Origin of the sequence: Photorhabdus sp. P32 (assembly GCF_038085095.1) — a bacterium.
GTDB lineage: Bacteria > Pseudomonadota > Gammaproteobacteria > Enterobacterales > Enterobacteriaceae > Photorhabdus > Photorhabdus luminescens.
Genome location: NZ_JAZGJN010000281.1, coordinates 42,499 through 62,938, shown reverse-complemented (window position 1 = coordinate 62,938; position 20,440 = coordinate 42,499). Strand labels below are relative to the sequence as shown.

General features: G+C 41.2%; 16 protein-coding genes and 1 other RNA gene. 12 read left to right on the top strand and 5 right to left on the bottom strand.

Features of this window, described 5'->3' with window-relative positions; all coding sequences use genetic code 11:
• Positions 1-205: 205 nt before the first annotated feature.
• The 5 genes from lon to V2H77_RS16680 all read left to right on the top strand — a co-directional run bounded on the left by lon (position 206) and on the right by V2H77_RS16680 (position 6,200).
• On the top strand, positions 206-2,560 hold the full coding sequence (gene lon / locus V2H77_RS16700; protein ID WP_341499703.1) for an endopeptidase La: 2,355 nt from the start codon (positions 206-208) through the stop codon (positions 2,558-2,560).
• A gap of 228 nt (positions 2,561-2,788) precedes the next feature.
• Positions 2,789-3,064 (top strand): nucleoid-associated protein HU-beta, encoded by a 276-nt coding sequence (gene hupB / locus V2H77_RS16695; protein WP_011148005.1) that lies wholly within the window; start codon positions 2,789-2,791, stop codon positions 3,062-3,064.
• Between the two features lie 177 nt (positions 3,065-3,241).
• Entirely contained in the window at positions 3,242-5,113 is a 1,872-nt protein-coding gene (gene ppiD / locus V2H77_RS16690) for a peptidylprolyl isomerase (protein WP_341499702.1), read from the top strand.
• A 150-nt stretch (positions 5,114-5,263) separates the two neighbouring features.
• Positions 5,264-5,638, top strand: coding sequence for a ComEA family DNA-binding protein (locus tag V2H77_RS16685; protein ID WP_341499701.1), 375 nt, complete (start codon positions 5,264-5,266; stop codon positions 5,636-5,638).
• A gap of 154 nt (positions 5,639-5,792) precedes the next feature.
• Positions 5,793-6,200: an acyl-CoA thioesterase gene (locus tag V2H77_RS16680; RefSeq protein WP_046394481.1), complete on the top strand. Its 408-nt coding sequence runs from the start codon at positions 5,793-5,795 to the stop codon at positions 6,198-6,200.
• 29 nt (positions 6,201-6,229) lie between these two features.
• Here the strand turns inward: V2H77_RS16680 and queC are convergent, their stop codons facing one another.
• Both queC and V2H77_RS16670 read right to left on the bottom strand, forming a co-directional pair.
• Complete coding sequence (gene queC / locus V2H77_RS16675) at positions 6,230-6,928, bottom strand: 7-cyano-7-deazaguanine synthase QueC (protein WP_341499700.1); 699 nt, start codon at positions 6,926-6,928, stop codon at positions 6,230-6,232.
• A 32-nt stretch (positions 6,929-6,960) separates the two neighbouring features.
• Complete coding sequence (locus V2H77_RS16670; RefSeq protein ID WP_341499699.1) at positions 6,961-8,013, bottom strand: PLP-dependent cysteine synthase family protein; 1,053 nt, start codon at positions 8,011-8,013, stop codon at positions 6,961-6,963.
• A gap of 127 nt (positions 8,014-8,140) precedes the next feature.
• Between V2H77_RS16670 and V2H77_RS16665 the strand changes: the two genes are divergently transcribed.
• The 5 genes from V2H77_RS16665 to amtB all read left to right on the top strand — a co-directional run bounded on the left by V2H77_RS16665 (position 8,141) and on the right by amtB (position 14,059).
• Positions 8,141-8,602 (top strand): Lrp/AsnC family transcriptional regulator, encoded by a 462-nt coding sequence (locus V2H77_RS16665; protein ID WP_049582560.1) that lies wholly within the window; start codon positions 8,141-8,143, stop codon positions 8,600-8,602.
• 86 nt (positions 8,603-8,688) lie between these two features.
• Positions 8,689-10,449 (top strand): SmdA family multidrug ABC transporter permease/ATP-binding protein, encoded by a 1,761-nt coding sequence (locus V2H77_RS16660; RefSeq protein WP_341499698.1) that lies wholly within the window; start codon positions 8,689-8,691, stop codon positions 10,447-10,449.
• 1 nt (position 10,450) lies between these two features.
• Positions 10,451-12,235 (top strand): SmdB family multidrug efflux ABC transporter permease/ATP-binding protein, encoded by a 1,785-nt coding sequence (locus tag V2H77_RS16655; protein ID WP_341499697.1) that lies wholly within the window; start codon positions 10,451-10,453, stop codon positions 12,233-12,235.
• A gap of 179 nt (positions 12,236-12,414) precedes the next feature.
• Positions 12,415-12,753 carry a P-II family nitrogen regulator gene (gene glnK, locus V2H77_RS16650; protein WP_049582557.1) on the top strand — a complete coding sequence of 113 codons (339 nt, stop codon included), beginning with the start codon at positions 12,415-12,417 and terminating at the stop codon, positions 12,751-12,753.
• 22 nt (positions 12,754-12,775) lie between these two features.
• Positions 12,776-14,059, top strand: a complete 1,284-nt coding sequence (gene amtB / locus V2H77_RS16645) for an ammonium transporter AmtB (RefSeq protein ID WP_341499696.1) — start codon at positions 12,776-12,778, stop codon at positions 14,057-14,059.
• Positions 14,060-14,128: 69 nt separating this feature from the next.
• Here amtB and tesB read toward each other — a convergent pair whose 3' ends face one another.
• Entirely contained in the window at positions 14,129-14,992 is an 864-nt protein-coding gene (gene tesB / locus V2H77_RS16640) for an acyl-CoA thioesterase II (protein ID WP_341499695.1), read from the bottom strand.
• 250 nt (positions 14,993-15,242) lie between these two features.
• On the opposite strand from tesB, the gene V2H77_RS16635 reads away from it, so the two are divergent.
• Positions 15,243-15,689, top strand: coding sequence for a YbaY family lipoprotein (locus V2H77_RS16635; protein WP_341499694.1), 447 nt, complete (start codon positions 15,243-15,245; stop codon positions 15,687-15,689).
• Between the two features lie 134 nt (positions 15,690-15,823).
• An RNA gene (gene ffs, locus V2H77_RS16630) (signal recognition particle sRNA small type) lies at positions 15,824-15,920 on the top strand.
• Positions 15,921-16,019: 99 nt separating this feature from the next.
• On the opposite strand, the gene V2H77_RS16625 is transcribed toward ffs, so the two are convergent.
• Positions 16,020-16,223 carry an HHA domain-containing protein gene (locus V2H77_RS16625; protein WP_011147992.1) on the bottom strand — a complete coding sequence of 68 codons (204 nt, stop codon included), beginning with the start codon at positions 16,221-16,223 and terminating at the stop codon, positions 16,020-16,022.
• A gap of 1,052 nt (positions 16,224-17,275) precedes the next feature.
• Positions 17,276-20,425: an efflux RND transporter permease subunit gene (locus V2H77_RS16620; RefSeq protein WP_341499693.1), complete on the bottom strand. Its 3,150-nt coding sequence runs from the start codon at positions 20,423-20,425 to the stop codon at positions 17,276-17,278.
• Positions 20,426-20,440 lie beyond the last annotated feature (15 nt).

The following is a 20,440-nucleotide window of genomic DNA, read 5'->3' as shown; positions in this document are numbered from 1 at the left end:
GAGTCTAGGACAGGGAATTCACTAAACGAGATATTATTGAATAAAATGAGGGGATTACCCTCATTTTGTTTTTATTGAAGCGCCATACCATTGAATGTCAAATTCCTGTCCCCATATATTTTATATTCTATGGAGTGAAACTCGTGAGAACCGTGTTTCACGAGATTCCTAAAAACTGGCGAAAGCTAAACGAAGAGAGAGCTCTATGAATCTTGAGCGTTCCGAACGCATAGAAATCCCTGTATTGCCTCTGCGCGATGTGGTGGTTTACCCGCATATGGTGATCCCATTGTTTGTAGGGCGTGAGAAGTCTATTCACTGCCTGGAAGCAGCAATGGATCATGACAAACAGATCATGTTGGTTGCGCAAAAAGAAGCTTCAACTGATGAGCCAGGGGTTAATGACCTTTTCTCCGTTGGTACAGTAGCTTCTATTTTACAGATGTTAAAATTGCCCGATGGCACTGTAAAAGTGCTTGTCGAAGGGTTGAAACGTGCCCGCATTACGACCCTGACTGACAATGGCGAACATTTTTCTGCTCATGCTGAGTATCTTGACTCGCCGCTCGTTGATGAGCGTGAGCAGGAAGTTATGATCAGGACAGCTATTAATCAGTTTGAAGGCTACATTAAATTAAATAAGAAAATCCCGCCAGAGGTTCTGACCTCGCTACACAGTGTTGAAGATGCCGCTAAATTAGCTGATACAATTGCTGCGCATATGCCATTGAAACTCAGCGATAAGCAGACAGTTTTAGAAATGTCTGATGTCGTTGAGCGTCTTGAATATTTGATGGCAATGATGGAGTCAGAAATTGATTTGTTACAGGTAGAAAAACGCATTCGTAACCGCGTGAAGAAACAAATGGAAAAAAGCCAGCGCGAGTACTACCTGAATGAACAGATGAAAGCGATTCAGAAAGAACTGGGTGAAATGGATGATGCGCCTGATGAGTATGAAACCCTTAAGCGCAAAATTGAAGCGGCAAAAATGCCCAAGGAAGCTCGCGAAAAAGCCGAAGCTGAATTGCAAAAATTGAAAATGATGTCTCCTATGTCGGCGGAAGCGACGGTTGTCCGTAGCTACATCGATTGGATGGTGCAGGTTCCGTGGGTTGCTCGCAGTAAAGTTAAAAAAGATTTGGTTAAAGCTCAGGAAACTCTGGATACCGACCATTATGGTTTGGAGCGTGTAAAAGAGCGTATCCTTGAATATCTGGCAGTACAAAGCCGAATTAGTAAAATTAAAGGGCCGATTTTATGTCTGGTTGGGCCTCCTGGGGTGGGTAAAACCTCTTTAGGTCAGTCCATTGCACGTGCGACCGGGAGGAAATATGTGCGTATGGCACTGGGGGGAGTGCGTGATGAAGCTGAAATCCGTGGTCATCGCCGTACCTATATTGGTTCTATGCCGGGCAAATTGATTCAAAAAATGTCCAAAGTTGGAGTGAAGAACCCCCTGTTCCTGCTGGATGAGATTGATAAGATGTCATCCGATATGCGTGGAGATCCAGCTTCTGCCTTACTGGAAGTTTTAGATCCAGAGCAGAACGTGGCATTTAACGATCATTATCTGGAGGTTGATTATGATCTGTCAGATGTCATGTTTGTTGCAACATCCAACTCCATGAATATTCCAGCGCCATTGTTGGATCGTATGGAGATTATTCGTCTTTCCGGTTATACCGAAGATGAAAAATTGAATATTGCCAAACGTCATTTGCTGCCTAAGCAGATTGAACGTAATGCTCTGAAAAAGAGTGAATTAGCTATTGATGACAGTGCTATTATTGGCATTATCCGTTATTACACTCGTGAAGCCGGAGTGCGTAGTTTAGAGCGAGAAATTTCTAAGCTGTGTCGTAAGGCGGTAAAAGCATTGTTAATGGATAAAAATTTAAAACATATTGAAATCAATTCAGATAACTTGAAAGATTATCTGGGTGTTCAACGTGTGGATTATGGCCGTGCAGATACGGAAAACCGTATTGGTCAGGTCACAGGACTTGCATGGACTGAAGTTGGTGGTGATTTACTGACTATTGAAACCGCGTGTGTTCCAGGGAAAGGTAAACTAACCTATACTGGCTCACTTGGTGAGGTTATGCAGGAATCCATTCAGGCAGCATTAACCGTTGTTCGTGCTCGTGCTGATAAGTTGGGTATCAACGCTGATTTTTATGAGAAACGGGATATTCATGTCCATGTTCCGGAAGGTGCGACGCCAAAAGATGGCCCAAGTGCGGGTATCGCTATGTGTACAGCATTGGTCTCCTGTCTGACCGGTAATCCAGTTCGGGCTGATGTTGCTATGACTGGTGAAATCACATTGCGTGGTTTAGTTCTGCCAATCGGTGGCTTGAAAGAGAAACTACTGGCTGCTCATCGAGGCGGAATCAAAACGGTCTTAATTCCGGAAGAGAATAAACGTGATCTGGAAGAAATTCCCCAAAATATTATTGCAGATCTACAGATCCATCCAGTAAAACGTATTGAAGATGTTTTGGCTATTACATTGCAGGATCCTGTGTTTGGCGCAGAATTAGTGTCAGCTCAGTAGTACAAAAATAGTAAACTATCTCAATAATGATGGATGAAATATAGGCTGGTAAGTGAATTCAGGCTTACCAGCTTTTTTATATTGCTAACTTGGATGAACTGTCTAATAAATATTTTGTTGTCTTATGATTTCTTGCCAATATCGGAAAGGATTGATATAACGGCACTGCTATCGGGTTATCCGTTAGGATTCTGATGCAGTAGTAAAAACTATATGGGGATGATAAGAGTGAATAAATCACAACTGATCGACAAAATTGCTGCTGACTCTAATATTTCTAAAGCAGCCGCAGGGCGTGTAGTAGATGCATTCATTTCTTCTGTAACGGGTGCATTGAAGGATGGTGATGATGTTGCTCTGGTGGGATTCGGTACTTTTGCTGTTCGTGAACGTTCTGCACGTACAGGCCGTAACCCTCAAACAGGAAAAGAGCTCAAAATTGCTGCGGCTAAAGTACCTGCTTTCCGTCCAGGTAAAGGTTTGAAAGACGCTGTTAATGGGTGACACGAACCAAAAATTGCTTATCAGTCCTTGTTATATTGGCAAACATAGACTGACGAGACAGGTTTGGTAAGTTAAAATAGAAGCGCATCAATTGACTGGTGCGCTTTTTTTCTCTTAGCGCTTGAATTAGCGTAATATGGCGTTTTCAATTTCACCAAAGCGGAGTTTTGCCTCTTTATGATGGACAACCTACGCACGGCGGCAAACAGTCCTGTGCTTAAAATCGTGCTGGCTCTTATTATCCTGTCTTTTGTTTTGACGGGAGTTGGGGGCTACTTGACAAGTGGAGCTGGTAGTTATGCTGCCGAAGTGAATGGCCAGACTATCAGTCGTGCTCAATTGGAGCGGGCGTTTCAGCAAGAGAGAAACGCATTGCAAGATCAATTGGGAGATAAATTCTCGGTGTTGGCAAGTGACGAACAAAGCATGAAGCAGATTCGTAATCAGGCTTTGGAGCGTCTAATTAATAATGTGTTGATTGAGCAATATTCCCGTGAATTGGGTTTATCTGCCAGCGATGAACAAGTTAAGGATTCTATCCGAAATACTTCTTACTTTCAGACAAACGGTAAATTTGATAACAACAAATATCTGGAGTTGTTCAACCGTTCTGATATGAGTCCGGATATTTTTGCTGAACAAACACGCCAGAATTTAGTTAATCAACAATTAATTATGGCTTTTTCTGGTAGTGAAATAGCATTGCCTAGTGAGGTGAAACCCAATGCTGAATTGCTTCTGCAACAGAGAACTGTCCGTATGGCTACACTGGAGCTGAAGAAAATTCAGGCGCAGCAGGAAGTAACAGATAAAGATTTGCAAGATTACTATAATCTCAATAAGAGCAGTTTTATTGCTCCAGAAGAAGTGAAAGTCAGCTATATCAAAATGGATGCTGTAGATGAAATGAATAAAGTTTCGGCTACATCCTCTGATGTTGATGCTTACTATGAGCATAATTTGAAACGTTATACTCAATCAGAGCAGAAAAAATACAGTCTGATTCAACTTGCAACTGAAGCCGAAGCCAAAACAGTGCTTGATGAGCTAAATAAGGGTGCTGATTTTGGTAAATTAGCGACTAAAAAATCTACGGATAAGTTGTCAGCGAAAAATCGTGGGGAGATCGGCTGGATAGAAGAGGATGCTCTTCCTGAAGAGTTGAAACAAGCTAATTTGAAAGAGAAAGGCCAAATTTCTTCTACGATTAAGGTTCTTAATGGCTTCGCTATTTTCCATTTGGATGATGTTAAGCCTCAAATAATTAAGCCCTTATCTGAAGTTCGCTCTGAAATTGAGAAAACGGTTAAACAGGAAAAAGCGGTAGATGCTTTTTATGCTCTGCAACAGAAGGTCAGTGATGCTGCTACCAGCGATAATGAATCTCTAGCTGCGGCTGAGGAAGTTTCAGGTATTAAGGTTGTGACAACTGATTGGTTTGATCGCAATAGTGTGCCGGCAGAGATTAATTTTGGTGCTGTTATTCATGCCATTTTTGAAGGTAATCTTGTTGATGGACAGGGGCCGACAGGGACTAATTCTGATGTTATCTCCGTTGAAGGTGATCGTGCGTTTGTTCTGCGTGTAGATAATTATAAGCCGGAAACGGTACAGCCTTTCGAGAAAGTTAAAGGGCAAGTTACTGAACTGGTTAAACGTCAGAAAGCTGAAAAACAACTTCAAGTCGAAAGTGAGAAATTACTGGCCGCCTTAAAAGAAGGTAAAGGTGAGCAAGCCTTGAAAGATGCAAGTATTCAATTTGGTGAACCTCAGGTTATTCAGCGTACATCTCAAGATAATGTGTTAGTTGGTGCAGTATTTGCTTTACCTCGGCCAAAAGAAGGTAAGGTAGAATATGGTTTGACGAAAAATAGTTTGGATGACGTTGTGCTGATCCAACTGGATAAAGTTACTCCAGGTGTTGTATCCGAAGAACAAATTAAAAGCATGATTAATAGCTATCAGAGTGAAATGGGTAACGCTATGTTGGAGTCTTTACTGATTAGTCTGCGTGAAAAAGCCAAAATTAAGTTAGGTCATATCGAATAAAAATTTGCGGAGAGTATCGCAAATATCTTTGTAATTATCTTGTCAATAAAGGCCGCTTTCGCGGCCTTTCGCATATCTGATCTTCGTTCATTGCGCTCAAATTTATCTGTGGCAATCTTTTTTCTGCTCATAAAACATGGAGGAATTAGTATGAAAAAATCAGGAATTTTATCTGTTTTGCTTGCTGGCTTGCTTTATGCATGTGGAGGACAATTCGCTATTGCCACTGAGCAAGTCAAAGATAAAGTAGCTAAAACAGCCAGTACTACCAGTCATTCTTCATCGGAAAAGCAATTGCAGCAGCAGGATGCTTTGAAAGTAGAAGAAAAGGGAAAGGTGAATATTAATACTGCAAGTGCGGAAGAATTAGCAAAAGCATTAAATGGTATTGGGATAAAAAAAGCACAAAGCATTGTTGAATATCGAGAAAAACATGGGGCGTTCACTACGGTGGAACAGTTGCAGGAGGTTCAGGGAATAGGGCCAGTTTTTATTGAGCGAAATAGAAGTAAGTTAAGTTACTAGTATAGTATCTATCATCCTCATTCATGATTTTTTTATGAATGGGGATGTTGTGATCAAGGTTGCAAATAAAACACTTTAATTAGTGTGAATTTTTTGTTTTGCTATTGTGAAATCAACCTGGTCAGATGAGTGACTTTAACATAAAGGCAATATTATGAGTTCAATTATAAAAGTTCATGGTTATCATATAGATTTGTTTCAACATGTGAACAATGCTCGCTATTTGGAATTTCTGGAAAGTGCTCGGTGGGAATGGTTGCATAAGCATTCTGTAGTGGAATGGATACAGAAAAACAATGTTGGGTTTGCCGTGGTCAACATAAATATTAATTATCGCAGTTCAGCAGTTCTTGGCGATGAATTGGAAGTGGATTGCCGATTGACGGAGCTGAGAAACAGAAGTGGTGTATTTTCTCAGGAAATCATACGCAGAAGGAACAATCAACTCATTGCAGATGCCAAGACTACGTTTGTCTGGATTGATAGAAAAACGCAAAGGGCATTGTCTATTGAGGGTGAATTACGTGAAATAATGGGAGCTTTGGTGAAAACAGGGCAATGAGAGGGGAAAAGTTCTCATTGCCATTGGGATTAGACTAAATGTGTTTTTGCTTTCATTTCAGCCATTATTTTTTCAGGCGCATTTAGATATTGTTCTAATCCGTTAGCTCTGAGATGACAAGCTGCGCATTTACCACATCCATTACCTTGAATGCCGTTGTAGCAAGTGAGTGTCTGACTACGAACAAAGTCTAAATGCTGGTAGTAGTCGGACAATGCCCAAGTTTCAGCTTTGTTGAGCCACATCAATGGAGTTTCAAAACGGATATCACGGGCAATGCCAAGGCTTACTGCTTTATTCAGTGCTTTGACAAATTCATCACGGCAATCAGGGTAACCGGAAAAATCAGTTTCACATACGCCAGTAATAACTGCTTCCGCTTCAACTTGGTAAGCATATATAGCAGCCAGTGTCAGGAACAAGATATTGCGGCCAGGGACAAATGTACTGGGTATGGCATTTTTTTTACTTTCACTGTAATCGGGAACAGGGATGTTATCATGAGTCAGACTGCTGAGAGCTAGTTCATTAAGTAATGTGACATCAAGTACTTTATGTGCAACAACACCAAGAGAATGGCTGACATTACGTGCAACATCAATTTCGGCACGATGGCGCTGACCATAATCAAAAGTGACACAATGTACTTCGTCATATTGATTAATTGCTTGAATCAGGCAGGTTGTGGAATCTTGCCCACCACTGAATACAACAACAGCTCGTCTCATTGTAACATCCTCATTAGAATAAAATGGTTATGTTACTTATAACTGCGGAAATTGGGTAGTTGTTTGAGATAAGGTGAGATATCGCCAATGTTATTTTTTACCCAATCTGGATTGTAATAAGTATCGAGATAACGTTCACCACTGTCGCACAGTAAAGTTACTATTGCGCCTTGTTCTCCACGCTCATGCATTTGGTTAGCAAGCAGGAGAGCTCCCCAGACATTGGTCCCCGTAGATGCGCCAACTTTTCTGCCGAGTAATTTTTCCAGCCAGTAAATTGTTGCAATGCTGGCGCAATCGGGTATTTGGATCATGTCATCAATAACCGAAGGGATAAAAGAAGGCTCTGCTCGAGGGCGGCCAATACCCTCAATCTTGCTGCTATAATTGCCATGAATATCACAGCAATTTTGACGGTAATGGTCATAAAATATAGAGTTTTCTGGATCGACAACAATTAGTTTAGTGTTATGCCCTTGGTAACGGATATAGCGTCCTAAAGTTGCAGAAGTTCCCCCAGTACCAGCGCTCATAACGATATAATCTGGTTCAGGAAATGGTTCCATTTGCATTTGGCGAAAAATACTTTCAGCAATATTGTTGTTACCTCGCCAGTCTGTTGCTCTTTCGGCGTAAGTAAATTGATCCATATAATGACCGTTTAGTTCTTTTGCTAGTCGTTCTGACTCGTCATAAATTTGTGCTGAATGGTTAACAAAATGGCATTTACCACCATAAAATTCAATTTCCTGAATTTTACGTTTCGCAGTGTATGAAGGCATAACAGCAATAAAAGGTAACCCAAGCAGGCGGGCAAAATAGGCTTCAGATACAGCAGTACTACCTGATGAAGATTCAATAACCGGGGTACCTTCCTTTATCCAGCCATTACTCAGTGCGTAAAGGAATAAAGAACGAGCAAGTCTGTGCTTCAGACTACCGGTTGGATGGGTGCTTTCATCTTTTAGATATAAATGGATACCTGGAAAAACTGGCAAATTAAGGCGGATGAGATGAGTGTCAGAACTGCGTTGATGGTCTGCTTGAATCTCTCTGATTGCCTTGGTGGTCCAACTGTGTGACATTAATTATTAACTCTGTAATTTAAAAATAATTGGCGGCGGGTAGATTAACTTGATACTGGGAGAAATAGATTGTTATTTTTCTTAATGTGTGGTTTCTTTATGGAAAAATTTTCTATAAGAGGTAGCTATGTTGGATAAAACAGACCGCAAGTTGCTTAAGTTACTACAGAAAGATTGTAGTCTGTCTCTGAATGCATTGGCGGAAGCTGTTAATCTTACCTCTACTCCTTGTTGGAAACGGCTAAAACGACTTGAAGATGAAGGCTATATTGTTGGCAAAGTTGCTTTGCTTGATAGTGAAAAATTAGGACTAGGGCTGACAGTGATTGTTATGATCAGAACTCAGCAGCATAACAGTAGTTGGTATGAACAATTTGTTGCATTTATAAAGCAAATGCCAGAAGTCCTGGCTTTTTATCGTATGGCTGGTGAATGTGATTATTTAATGCACGTAGAAGTTGTGGATATGAAAAGTTATGATCTTTTCTACAAGCGTATGGTGAATGGTGTTCCGGGGTTGATTGATGTGACATCGAGTTTTGCAATGGAAAAAATCAAATACACTACAGCATTACCGATACCAGATTAACCAATTATTAATTCATTGCGTTAAGTCAATTATTCTGAGTGTTGTTCAACGTTTTTACTATCTATTTTATTTCGGGATATACACGTGTGAGGTTATTTTCTCAATTAAGTTGGTACTTCCGTAGCGAGTGGCGTCGTTATCTTGGGGCAGTAACTCTGCTTATTATTATCTCTATTCTACTACTAATTCCTCCGTATCTGGTGGGGGTAATTGTTGATGGGATCAGTACTGCGTCTATGTCATTTTACCAATTGATGGTGTGGATTGGTGTTATGCTGGTTATCTCATTGATTGTCTATATCTTGCGTTATATATGGCGTTTATGGTTGTTTGGGGCGTCATATCAATTAGCAGTTAAATTACGGAATAATTTTTACCAACAACTTAGCCGACAAAACCCTGAATTTTATCTGCGTCACCGCACGGGGGATTTAATGGCTCGTGCTACTAATGATGTGGATCGGGTAGTATTTGCTGCGGGTGAAGGTGTGCTTACCTTAGTTGATTCGCTAGTTATGGGCTGTGCAGTGCTGATTATGATGAGTATACAAATTAGTTGGCAATTAACTTTACTGTCTTTGTTGCCTATGCCGATTATGGCGATCATTATCAAACGATATGGTGATCAACTTCATCGTCGCTTCAAATCTGCACAAGGCGCATTTTCTGCTCTGAATAACCAGGCTCAAGAAAGTCTGACCAGTATTCGAATGATTAAGGCATTTGGACTTGAAGATTTGCAATCAAATCAGTTTGAACAAGTTGCCGTGGAAGCCGGTCGTAAGAATATGTATGTTGCTAGGGTAGATGCCCGATTTGATCCAACAATTTTTATTGCCATTGGTATGTCAAACTTACTGGCTATCGGTGGAGGTAGTTGGATGGTGTTAAATGGTGTTTTAACACTTGGTGAGCTTACTAGTTTTGTGATGTACCTTGGCTTGATGATTTGGCCAATGTTAGCGCTGGCATGGATGTTTAATATCGTTGAACGGGGAAGCGCTGCTTATAGTCGTATCCGTAGCTTGTTGCAGGAACCTCCGGTCATTGAGGATGGTGTTGGTCATCTTTTGCCTGAGCGAGGTATTCTGGATGTGAATATCAAAGCGTTTAATTATCCGCAAAGTAACAAAACTGTTCTTAATCAAATTAATTTCCAGTTATTACCTGGGCAGTTATTAGGGATCTGTGGTCCAACTGGTTCAGGTAAGAGCACACTACTTGCGCTGATACAGAGACAGTTTGATGTGACTGATGGAGAAATTCTTTTCCAGTCGCTCAAAATTGCGGATATCAGGTTAGATGAATGGCGATCACGATTTGCTGTTGTTAATCAAACCCCCTTTTTATTTTCAGATACCGTTGCTAGGAATATCGCTTTGGGACGTCCTGATGCAACACAGGAACAGATCGAAGAAGTTGCTCGCCTTGCCAACGTCCATGAAGATATTCTTCGTTTACCCGAGGGGTATCAGACAGAAGTAGGTGAACGTGGAGTAATGCTTTCTGGGGGGCAGAAGCAGCGTATCTCCATTGCAAGAGCATTACTTTTAGATGCAGAGATTTTGGTTCTAGATGACGCTTTATCTGCGGTTGATGGGCAAACTGAATACAATATCCTACAAAACCTCAGTCAGTGGAGACAGCAACGCACAGTTATTATTAGTGCTCACCGCCTGTCTGCATTAACTGATGCTGATAATATCTTGGTGATGCAGCAAGGTTCTATTGTACATCAGGGGCGGCATCAGCAACTGACAGAACAGTCAGGATGGTATCGTGATATGTATTATTATCAGCAACTTGAGGCAGCATTAGATGACAAGGAAATGGCAGAAGGAGATTAAGATGACTAAAGTTCGTCGATTATGGCCGTCTCTGAAGCGCCTGCTGGTTTATGGAAAAAGTTATCGTAAGCCGTTGGGGCTGGCTGTACTCATGTTGTGGGGGGCTGCAATTGCGGAAGTCAGTGGTCCAGTTCTCATTAGTTACTTTATCGATAATATGGTTGCAACGGGTAATATGCCTATTAGGGTGGTTATCGGGCTAGCTATAACCTTTATTGTTCTGCAACTGATTACGGCTGCGTTACACTATTTTCAGGCTTTAGTGTTCAATCAAGTGTCAGTCGATGTGGTTCAGCAGCTTCGTACAGATGTGATGAATGCCGCATTGCGCCAGCCTCTGAGTGCTTTTGATAATCAACCGGTAGGGCAGTTGATTTCCCGTGTAACGAATGATACTGAAGTCATTAAAGATCTTTATGTCAATGTAGTTCCTACGGTATTTCGCAGCATGGCATTGATTGGTGCGATGTTGATTGCCATGTTTATACTGGAATGGCGTATGGCATTGATTGCAATTCTTATTTTTCCTGTCGTATTGATTGTGATGGCGATATATCAGCATTTTAGTACTCCCATCGTCCGTCGGGTACGTAGTTATTTGGCTGATATTAATGATGAGTTTAACGAAGTCATTAATGGAATGAGTGTTGTTCAGCAGTTCAGGCAGCAGGCGCGTTTTGGTGAGCGTATGCTGTCAACCAATCGGGCTCATTATCAGGCGAGAATGCAAGCGTTGAGATTAGATGGGCTTTTGTTACGCCCATTACTGAGTTTGCTATCTGCTATGGTATTGTGCGGTCTTCTCGTGTTGTTTGGAATTAGTGGGCCAGGGGCGATTGGTATCGGGGTATTGTATGCTTTTATTAATTATTTGGGGCGGTTGAATGAACCGCTCATTGAACTGACATCTCAGCAATCGATTCTGCAACAAGCTGTCGTTTCTGGTGAGAGAATATTTGAATTAATGGATAGCCCTCAACAAGGTTATGGCATGGATAGTCAGCCACTGTCCAGTGGTCGAATTGATATAGAAAATGTTAGTTTTTCCTATCGGCATGGAAAAATAGTTTTGCAAGATATTAACTTACAGGTTCCGGCTCATGGTTTTGTTGCTTTGGTTGGTCATACCGGTAGTGGTAAAAGTACGTTGGCAAATTTGCTGATGGGGTATTATCCGTGGCAGAAAGGGGAAATTTATCTTGATGGCCGGCCGGTATCATCCTTGTCTCATTCGGTATTACGTAATGGTGTGGCAATAGTTCAGCAGGACCCGGTCGTTCTTGCTGACTCTTTCTTTGAAAATATTACGCTTGGTCGGAATATTTCAGAAGAGAAGGTTTGGCAAGTATTGGAAACAGTTCAATTAGCTGAATTAATACGTACATTGCCTGATGGACTTCATACTCTCTTGGGAGAGCAAGGTAATACATTGTCAGCCGGTCAAAAACAATTACTTGCTATGGCGAGAGTGTTAGTGCAAACGCCACAAATTTTGATCCTTGATGAAGCGACTGCAAATATTGATTCTGGTACGGAACAGGCGGTACAGCAAGCCTTGAGATTGATTCGTCAACAAACAACGTTGATCGTGATTGCTCATCGTCTGTCTACCATTGTGGAGGCGGATACTATTCTGGTGCTGCATCGTGGTGCAGTTATTGAACAGGGATACCATCAACAATTATTAGCGAGTCGTGGGCGTTACTATCAGATGTATCAGTTGCAACAAGTAGGTGAAACGCTAAATGATTGTGGCACAATCTCTGAGAGAGAGGTGCTAATTTAATCAGATTTGCACTTATTTGGTGCATTCACGGGAGAGCATATTCGCTGTTCTCCTCCCTTCTTATTCTCCATAATTTTTATTTTCTTTATTATTATTTGATTTATATATGTTTTTAGTTTCTGGCACATCCCTTGCTATTTCCTTATTGCAAACATAATAGTCGGATGGAAGGGGGATATATGAAGCTCATTACGACAATCATAAAACCATTCAAATTGGAGGATATTCGGGAAGTTCTCTCTGGTCTTGGTGTTCAAGGGTTGACCATAACAGAGGTAAAAGGATTTGGGCGTCAGAAAGGACATGCGGAGCTTTACCGTGGAGCTGAATATAGTGTCAATTTTTTACCTAAAATAAAGATAGATATTGCTGTAGCAGATGAATTGGTTGAAGAGGTAATTCATGCTATTCAGCAATCAGCTTTCACTGGAAAAGTTGGCGACGGTAAAATCTTTGTCATTGAATTACAACAGGCTATTCGTATTAGAACAGGAGAAACTAACGATGCGGCACTGTAACTCGCTGATAGAGAAGATAGATATGAAAAAACAATTCTCAGTGGCTGCCGGTGTTGCGGCCAGTTGTGTACCATCATTATCCCAGGCTGCGGAAGGCGTTGCTGATAAAGCTGATAATGCTTTTATGATGATTTGTACAGTCCTTGTTTTGTTTATGACCATTCCGGGAATTGCTCTGTTTTATGGTGGATTGCTACGGAGTAAAAACGTTTTATCACTAATGGCTCAGGTCATGGTGAGCTTTGCTTTAGTATGTGTATTGTGGGTGATTTACGGTTATAGCCTGGCTTTTGCGCCAGGGAATGGTTTTTTCGGTGGTTTTAGTCAAATGATGCTAAAGAATTTAGCATTCACTGACTTAAGTGGTGATTTTTATCAGCTAATTCATGTGGCATTTCAGGGTTCTTTCGCTTGTATCACAGTTGCTTTGATTATTGGTGCGTTAGGGGAACGTATTCGCTTTTCGGCTTTGTTAATTTTTAGTGTGCTGTGGTTGACATTTTCTTACCTGCCTATGGCGCATATGGTTTGGGGGGGCGGTGTACTTTCACAGGATGGAGCATTGGATTTTGCTGGTGGTACGGTTGTCCATGTTAACGCAGCCGTAGCTGGATTAGTTGGTGCTTACTTGTTAGGAAAACGCACTGGTTTTGGGAAAGAGGCATTTAAACCACATAATTTGCCGATGGTCTTCACTGGTACTGCTGTGCTCTATATTGGTTGGTTTGGTTTTAATGCTGGTTCTGCTAGTGCTGCTAATGAGATAGCTGCTCTGGCATTTTTAAATACCATTGTAGCGACTGCCGCCGCTATCTTGTCATGGGTTTTTGCAGAATGGCTTTTCCGTAATAAACCTTCTCTTTTAGGGGCATGTTCAGGCTGTATTGCTGGACTGGTTGGCATTACACCTGCTGCCGGAATGGTGGGTGTTGGTGGTGCATTAGTCATTGGTTTGATCGCGGGTTTTACCGGACTTTGGGGGGTGGTTGCTTTAAAACGATGGTTACGTGTTGACGATGTATGTGATGTATTTGGTATACACGGCGTATGTGGGATCGTAGGTTGCTTACTGACTGGAGTTTTTACGGCTAAATCTTTGGGAGGAACCGGCCATGCGGAGGGTATAACCATGTTGGAGCAAGTTGGTATTCAGGCTTTTAGTATACTGGTTTGCGTGGTTTGGTCAGTCATTGTTGCCTTTGTTGCTTTTAAAATAGCAGCGCTGTTGGTAGGGCTGAGGGTTACAGTTGAGGTTGAAAGGGAAGGATTGGATATTAATTCTCACGGAGAGAGTGCTTATAATTAAGTTGTAATAAGAGGGCAGCAATAAGACCACAAAATGTAATGCGGGTTCTTAGTTTGCTGCCTTATTCATTTATCTGTTGCGTTTCCTAATTAGACCTTCCTGTACAGTGGAAGCAACAAGTCTCCCTTCACGATTATAAATCTGTCCCCGAACAAAACCACGAGCACCGGAAGCTGACGGACTATCTACAGCATATAGTAGCCAGTCGTCTAGTCTAAATGGGCGGTGGAACCACATAGAATGGTCAATTGTTGCTATTTGAATATTTTTCTCAAGGAACCCTACACCGTGTGGCTGTAACGATGTTGGCAGAAAATTAAAATCAGAAGCATAGCCAAGTAGATATTGATGAATAAAGGGATCATCAGGCATATTGCCGTTACTACGGAACCAAACATAGCGTATAGGTTCTTCTAGTGGGCAATTAAATGGACTGTGATATTTTACAGGCCTCATTTCTAATGGACAGGGAAAAAGAAGAGTATTCTGCATCTTCTGTGGCAGTAGATGCGACATTTTTTTCACGATTTCGTCTTGGGGGATAAGTTCTTCTGGATAGGGCACATCCGGCATTATATTCTGGTGTTCAAAACCGTCTTCATGGCTTTGAAATGAGGCAGTCATATAAAAGATAGGTTTGCCATTCTGAATGGCGCTGACTCGCCGGGCACTAAAACTTCCTCCATCACGAAGAATTTCAACATCATAGACGATAGGTTTGTGACTGTCTCCGGGGCGTAAGAAATAGCTATGAAAAGAATTGCCCATCCGGTCATCGACAACGGTTTGTTTGGCGGCATATAGTGCCTGACCAATCACTTGCCCCCCGAAAACCTGAGGAAAACCGAGATCTTCGCTTTGCCCTCGGTAAATACCTTCCTCAATTTTTTCCAATTTCATCAAATTTATCAGATTCTGTAATGACTTGCTCATAATACGCCTTTGTTTTCTATTAGGTTATCGAGAGTACAAGGGATGATTATTGTCTCATTAATAGATGATTAATAAATAACTAAATTGTAAATGTTTTAAGTCCTGACAGTAGGGCAATAAAGAATATGAGATTTATTGTCGTTTTATATTCAATTTTTTAATCTATAATTCAAATGATTTAGATTTAATGATTTGATATTTCAATTTATTTTAATATTTATATAGATTAGTTAATAATGGAGGTATGTGTATGAAGTTATGGCAGCTTCCCGCTGGCGTATTACTAGCGGTTGCTTTGGTCGGGTGTAATGCTAAAGGTGCTGAGGCAGTAGATACTCAGGTGGAAAAGATTGAAAATCCAATGAAACGCTCTTTTGTTGAAGGCAATATTAATATACTACAGCGTATGGCATTGCCAGCAGATGCTGTTCTGACAGTGGCTTTATCTGATGTATCTTTGCTTGATGCGCCTTCAGTTACTCTGTCTCAGAAGGTAGAGCGTTTAGGTGGGAAACAATCACCTTTCCATTTTGTTTTGCCTTATCAACCAGATAAAATTAAGCCGGGTGCGCGTATTGTTGTCAGTGCTTCTGTTTCGTTGCATAGTCGCTTGATGTTTGTGACAGATACAGCATATGAAGTGATTAATAATGGGAAGACTAAAGATATCGAAATTACGTTGAAAGCCGTTAGATAATACACTTTCTTGGTTGTATTGACTTGCAATGTGCAATAAATCAGCATTCGGGCCTGCTTATCTTGCTATTTGAGTAGGTATGAATGATAATGGCGTCGCTTTGAAGTTAAAGCAATACGTCGCAATGGGGGCTCTGTTGGTTCTTCCGCAACGCTAACTTGTTAACTTGGTCAGGTCCGGAAGGAAGCAGCCATAGCAGGGGATGTGTGTGCCGGGATGTCGCTGGCAGAGCCCTCGCCAATTTCATTGATAACCTAAATAAATCGATGATCTAAATAAGCCGATAGCACTTTACCGGCTCGGATCACTTTCTATCTGATAAAGACTATTTTAGCGAACGTATTTCCATACTGAAGGTGGAATTCTATCATACAGTTTATTCATGGTCAGCTCAGCTAGGCGGTGATCCGCAGCAGAGTAGAATAGTTCAAGTTCATCTCCTGAAAGTTCATATTTGTTCTTCTCAATCACACGTTCTAGTGTATCAATCGTGGTGCATTTTCTTAAACGCATCAGATAATCAGTTTTAGTCATAATCGCCTTTCTTATTTAACATATATAAAAAATTATTGAGGGAAATATTCAATCAAATTTTGCTCAAAGAGCAATTTAAATCCTGTAACAGGACGCTGGTTGAGCGTTCATTAGTTTTTTACTATTCCACAGGTTTGGAAACGTTAATCTTAATTTGTTTCCAAACAACATCTAAGTATATGTATTATCAATACATTTATCAATTCAAGAGAGAAGGCTTAAATCATCAGAATACTTTATTTTAAAGTACCAAACGAAAGTTGATATGTATTCAATCTATTTGTTTAGCGTTAAATTATCCTGAGATGTAAAAATTATTTTCATAACCAGTCTCATCTCTGTGTACTTTGCACCAGAAGTGCTTCTTGCCTTAGATTCTCACATAAGCATTTTAATTCATCAATATTATGTCATCTTGAGTGAATATTCATCCATGCTATGTTGATCTTCCTGTATACGCCATTACTTAATTTTTTGAGTTAAACATTAGGCATATACACGTATTATAAAATTTTTTTCGAGAGATTATTATTATGTATCTATAATCGTTCTTTGGGATTATTTATCTTTTTTACAGATGGCTCTGATTTGCTTCTAGTAAATCAGGATCAGCTCTTAACAAAAATTCATACCTTAACTCAATAAACTATAAATATCGGCTAGTATGTGTGAGTTAATATGTAGGTTTATATAAAACAGTATTAGCCTCAGATACCGGTAACGGCAGATTATAGCCTGATGGCTACAATAATCAATGAATATAACATCATTATTACATAAGTCACTATGTGCTGGTATTGTTTTTTGTCATTTAGTGTAAAAAAAGATAAAGTAATTTTTGTCTGACAACTTTCATATTAATTTTATTAAAGTCACTAATGCTTGGATTTTTAAAGCTATTTTATACTCATAAGTGGTGATTATAATTAAATTTAAACAAAACTACTTAAAGATTAAGTGGATAGATTAATGATCAGAATCTTGCCAGGTAGAAGCAACTATTATATTTAAGAAGGCCGATTTGACGGCCTCCTGGTTATTGTTGGTAGTATTTAATGAGATTCTGACGCGGGTTCAATCTCCTCCGCTTTCTTACTGAAACGTCGTCTTATAACTACAAAGAATACTGGTACGAAAAAGATTGCTAGTGAGGTTGCTGCAATCATTCCGCCTAATACCCCAGTACCCACTGCGTTTTGAGAGCCGGAGCCTGCGCCATTACTTAGTACTAGGGGGATAACACCTAACATAAATGCTAGTGATGTCATTAGGATTGGGCGAAGACGCATTCTGACCGCATCTAGCGTAGCTTCTATCAATCCCTTGCCTTCTTTTTCCATCAGATCCTTGGCGAATTCAACGATGAGTATCGCGTTTTTCGCCGACAAACCGATAGTGGTTAACAAGCCAACTTTAAAGTAAACATCGTTATCTAAACCGCGGAATGTTGTTGCTAACAAGGCTCCAACGATACCTAGTGGTACTACTAACATAACTGAGAATGGAATTGACCAGCTTTCATACAGTGCTGCCAGACATAGAAATACCACTATCAATGATAATGCATACAGAGCTGGGGCCTGATTACCGGATAAGCGTTCCTGATAGGACATACCTGTCCAGTCGAAACCGATCCCATTTGGTAGTTTAGATGCCAGTTCTTCCATCAGGGCCATTGCATCGCCGGTACTTTTACCTGGAGCTGCTTCACCCAGAATTTCCATTGATGGCAAACCGTTGTAGCGTTCCAAGCGTGGCGAACCGTAGGTCCAGGGTTCTTTGGATGCATCTATAAAGGCAGAGAATGGAACCATTTCACCTTGTTTGTTACGGACATACAGTTTGTAGATATCACTTGGCAACATACGATAAGGCGCTTCCGACTGAACGTAAACTTTTTTGACACGACCGCGATCAATAAAGTCGTTCACATAGTTACTACCAAACATTGTGCTGAGTGTTGAATTAATATCAGCGATGGAAACACCGAGAGCTTCAGCTTTTTCCTGATCGATCCTGAGCCGATATTGAGGGGTATCTTCCTGACCATTAGGACGAACACCTACTAACATATCTGGATGCTGTTGTATCATGCCAAGTAATTGGTTACGGGCTTCTGTCAGCTTGTCATGTCCAAGGTTTGCTTTATCAATTAATTCAAAATCAAAGCCGGTTGCTGAACCTAACTCTACAATTGCCGGGATATTAAACGCAAAAACCATGCCTTCTTTGATTTTCTGGAAGTGAGCGCTAGCCCTAGCAACAATAGCAGGTACTTTGTTTTCAGCGCCAGAACGTTCACCCCAGTCTTTCAGGCTTATAAAGCCCAACCCAGTGTTTTGCCCTTGACCACTAAAACCAAAGCCGCTGACGGTAAATACAGAAACCACACGATCTTTTTCTTCTGTATTGAAGTAATCGCTGACCTTATCCAGAACTTTCTCTGTTTGTTCCTGTGTTGCCCCCGCAGGTAATTGAACCATTGTCAGTAATACTCCCTGATCTTCTTCAGGAAGAAAGGAGGATGGTAAACGTGTGAACATGAGGGCCATACCAGCCACCAGGAATACGTAAATTACCAGATAACGGCCTGTATTGCGTAGAATACGCCCGACACTGTCAGTATAGTGGTGGGTACTTTTGTCAAATATGCGGTTGAACCAACCAAAGATGCCGGTCTGCTTACCGTGGCTACCTTTGGCAATAGGTTTCAACATAGTGGCACATAGAGCTGGCGTCAGGATTAAGGCTACCAGCACAGATAGTACCATTGCAGATACGATGGTAATCGAGAATTGACGATAAATTGCACCGGTTGAACCGCCGAAGAAGGCCATTGGGATAAATACAGCAGACAGCACCATTGCAATACCAACTAGGGCGCTTTGGATTTGTCCCATTGATTTCCTGGTTGCTTCTTTTGGCGATAGACCTTCTTCCTGCATAACACGTTCAACGTTTTCTACAACAACAATAGCATCGTCTACCAATAAGCCAATGGCAAGAACCATAGCAAACATGGTTAATGTATTTATTGAATAGCCAAATGTAGCAAGTATTGCAAATGTTCCTAAGAGCACGACTGGAACTGCAATGGTTGGAATGAGTGTTGCGCGGAAATTTTGGAGAAATAGGTACATTACCACGAACACAAGCATAATTGCTTCAACGAGTGTTTTTACCACCTCGTTAATAGAAATTTTAACGAATGGTGTGGTGTCATATGGATAGACGATTTTCAGCCCGTGAGGGAAGAAAGGCTCCATATTTTTTAGCGCTTCTTTTACTGCTTTGGATGTATCCAGAGCGTTAGCGCCTGTCGCTAGTTTGACACCGATACCCGCAGCAGGTTTACCGTTATAGCGGGCAATGATGTTGTAGCTTTCTGCGCCTAGTTCCACGTTTGCTACATCTTTCAGACGGACCTGAGAACCGTCAGTGTTGACGCGCAGAAGAATATTACTGAACTCTTCCGGTGAGGTTAGACGTGTTTGAGCAATGATCGAAGCATTCAAGCGTTGACCTGGAACGGGGGGGGTTCCTCCTAATTGACCAGCGGCTATTTGGTTATTTTGCGCTTTGATTGCACTTATTACGTCCAGAGTCGTCATTTTGTAGTTAACGAGCTTGTCGGGATTTAACCAGATACGCATGGCATACTGGTTACCGAAAAGCATTGTATCACCTACACCCGTTACGCGACTTAAAGGGTCCTTGACGGTTGCGCCGACATAGTCAGAGATATCGTCCTGCGACATGGAACCATCTTCAGAGATAAATCCGGCAACCATCAGGAAAGAGGCTGTGGATTTATCTACACGTATCCCTTGCTGTTGCACTTCTTGTGGTAACAGAGGCATAGCGAGTTGCAGCTTGTTTTGTACCTGTACCTGTGCAATGTCGGGATCAGTACCCGCTTCAAAGGTTAGTGTGATATTCATGTTCCCAGCAGAATCACTGTCGGAAGACATATAAACCAGGTTGTCGATACCATTCATGTTCTGTTCGATAACCTGAGTCACTGTGTTTTGTACAGTGGTGGCATCTGCGCCGGGATAAGTGGCGGCGATAGAAATCGCCGGTGGTGCGATAGTAGGATATTGCGCCACGGGTAATTTCATAATTGCCAGCAACCCAGCCAGCATGGTGATAATTGCGATTACCCATGCAAAGATTGGCCGATCTATAAAAAACTTAGGCATGAATCACCGACTCCT

Coding starts and splice junctions, on each gene's coding strand:
- V2H77_RS16620 (WP_341499693.1), bottom strand. CDS start 20,425: ATGCCTAAGTTTTTTATAGATCGGCCAATCTTTGCATGGGTAATCGCA.
- V2H77_RS16635 (WP_341499694.1), top strand. CDS start 15,243: ATGAAGTTATGGCAGCTTCCCGCTGGCGTATTACTAGCGGTTGCTTTG.
- V2H77_RS16625 (WP_011147992.1), bottom strand. CDS start 16,223: ATGACTAAAACTGATTATCTGATGCGTTTAAGAAAATGCACCACGATT.
- V2H77_RS16655 (WP_341499697.1), top strand. CDS start 10,451: ATGACTAAAGTTCGTCGATTATGGCCGTCTCTGAAGCGCCTGCTGGTT.
- glnK (WP_049582557.1), top strand. CDS start 12,415: ATGAAGCTCATTACGACAATCATAAAACCATTCAAATTGGAGGATATT.
- V2H77_RS16665 (WP_049582560.1), top strand. CDS start 8,141: ATGTTGGATAAAACAGACCGCAAGTTGCTTAAGTTACTACAGAAAGAT.
- lon (WP_341499703.1), top strand. CDS start 206: ATGAATCTTGAGCGTTCCGAACGCATAGAAATCCCTGTATTGCCTCTG.
- tesB (WP_341499695.1), bottom strand. CDS start 14,992: ATGAGCAAGTCATTACAGAATCTGATAAATTTGATGAAATTGGAAAAA.
- queC (WP_341499700.1), bottom strand. CDS start 6,928: ATGAGACGAGCTGTTGTTGTATTCAGTGGTGGGCAAGATTCCACAACC.
- V2H77_RS16670 (WP_341499699.1), bottom strand. CDS start 8,013: ATGTCACACAGTTGGACCACCAAGGCAATCAGAGAGATTCAAGCAGAC.
- V2H77_RS16685 (WP_341499701.1), top strand. CDS start 5,264: ATGAAAAAATCAGGAATTTTATCTGTTTTGCTTGCTGGCTTGCTTTAT.
- V2H77_RS16680 (WP_046394481.1), top strand. CDS start 5,793: ATGAGTTCAATTATAAAAGTTCATGGTTATCATATAGATTTGTTTCAA.
- ppiD (WP_341499702.1), top strand. CDS start 3,242: ATGATGGACAACCTACGCACGGCGGCAAACAGTCCTGTGCTTAAAATC.
- amtB (WP_341499696.1), top strand. CDS start 12,776: ATGAAAAAACAATTCTCAGTGGCTGCCGGTGTTGCGGCCAGTTGTGTA.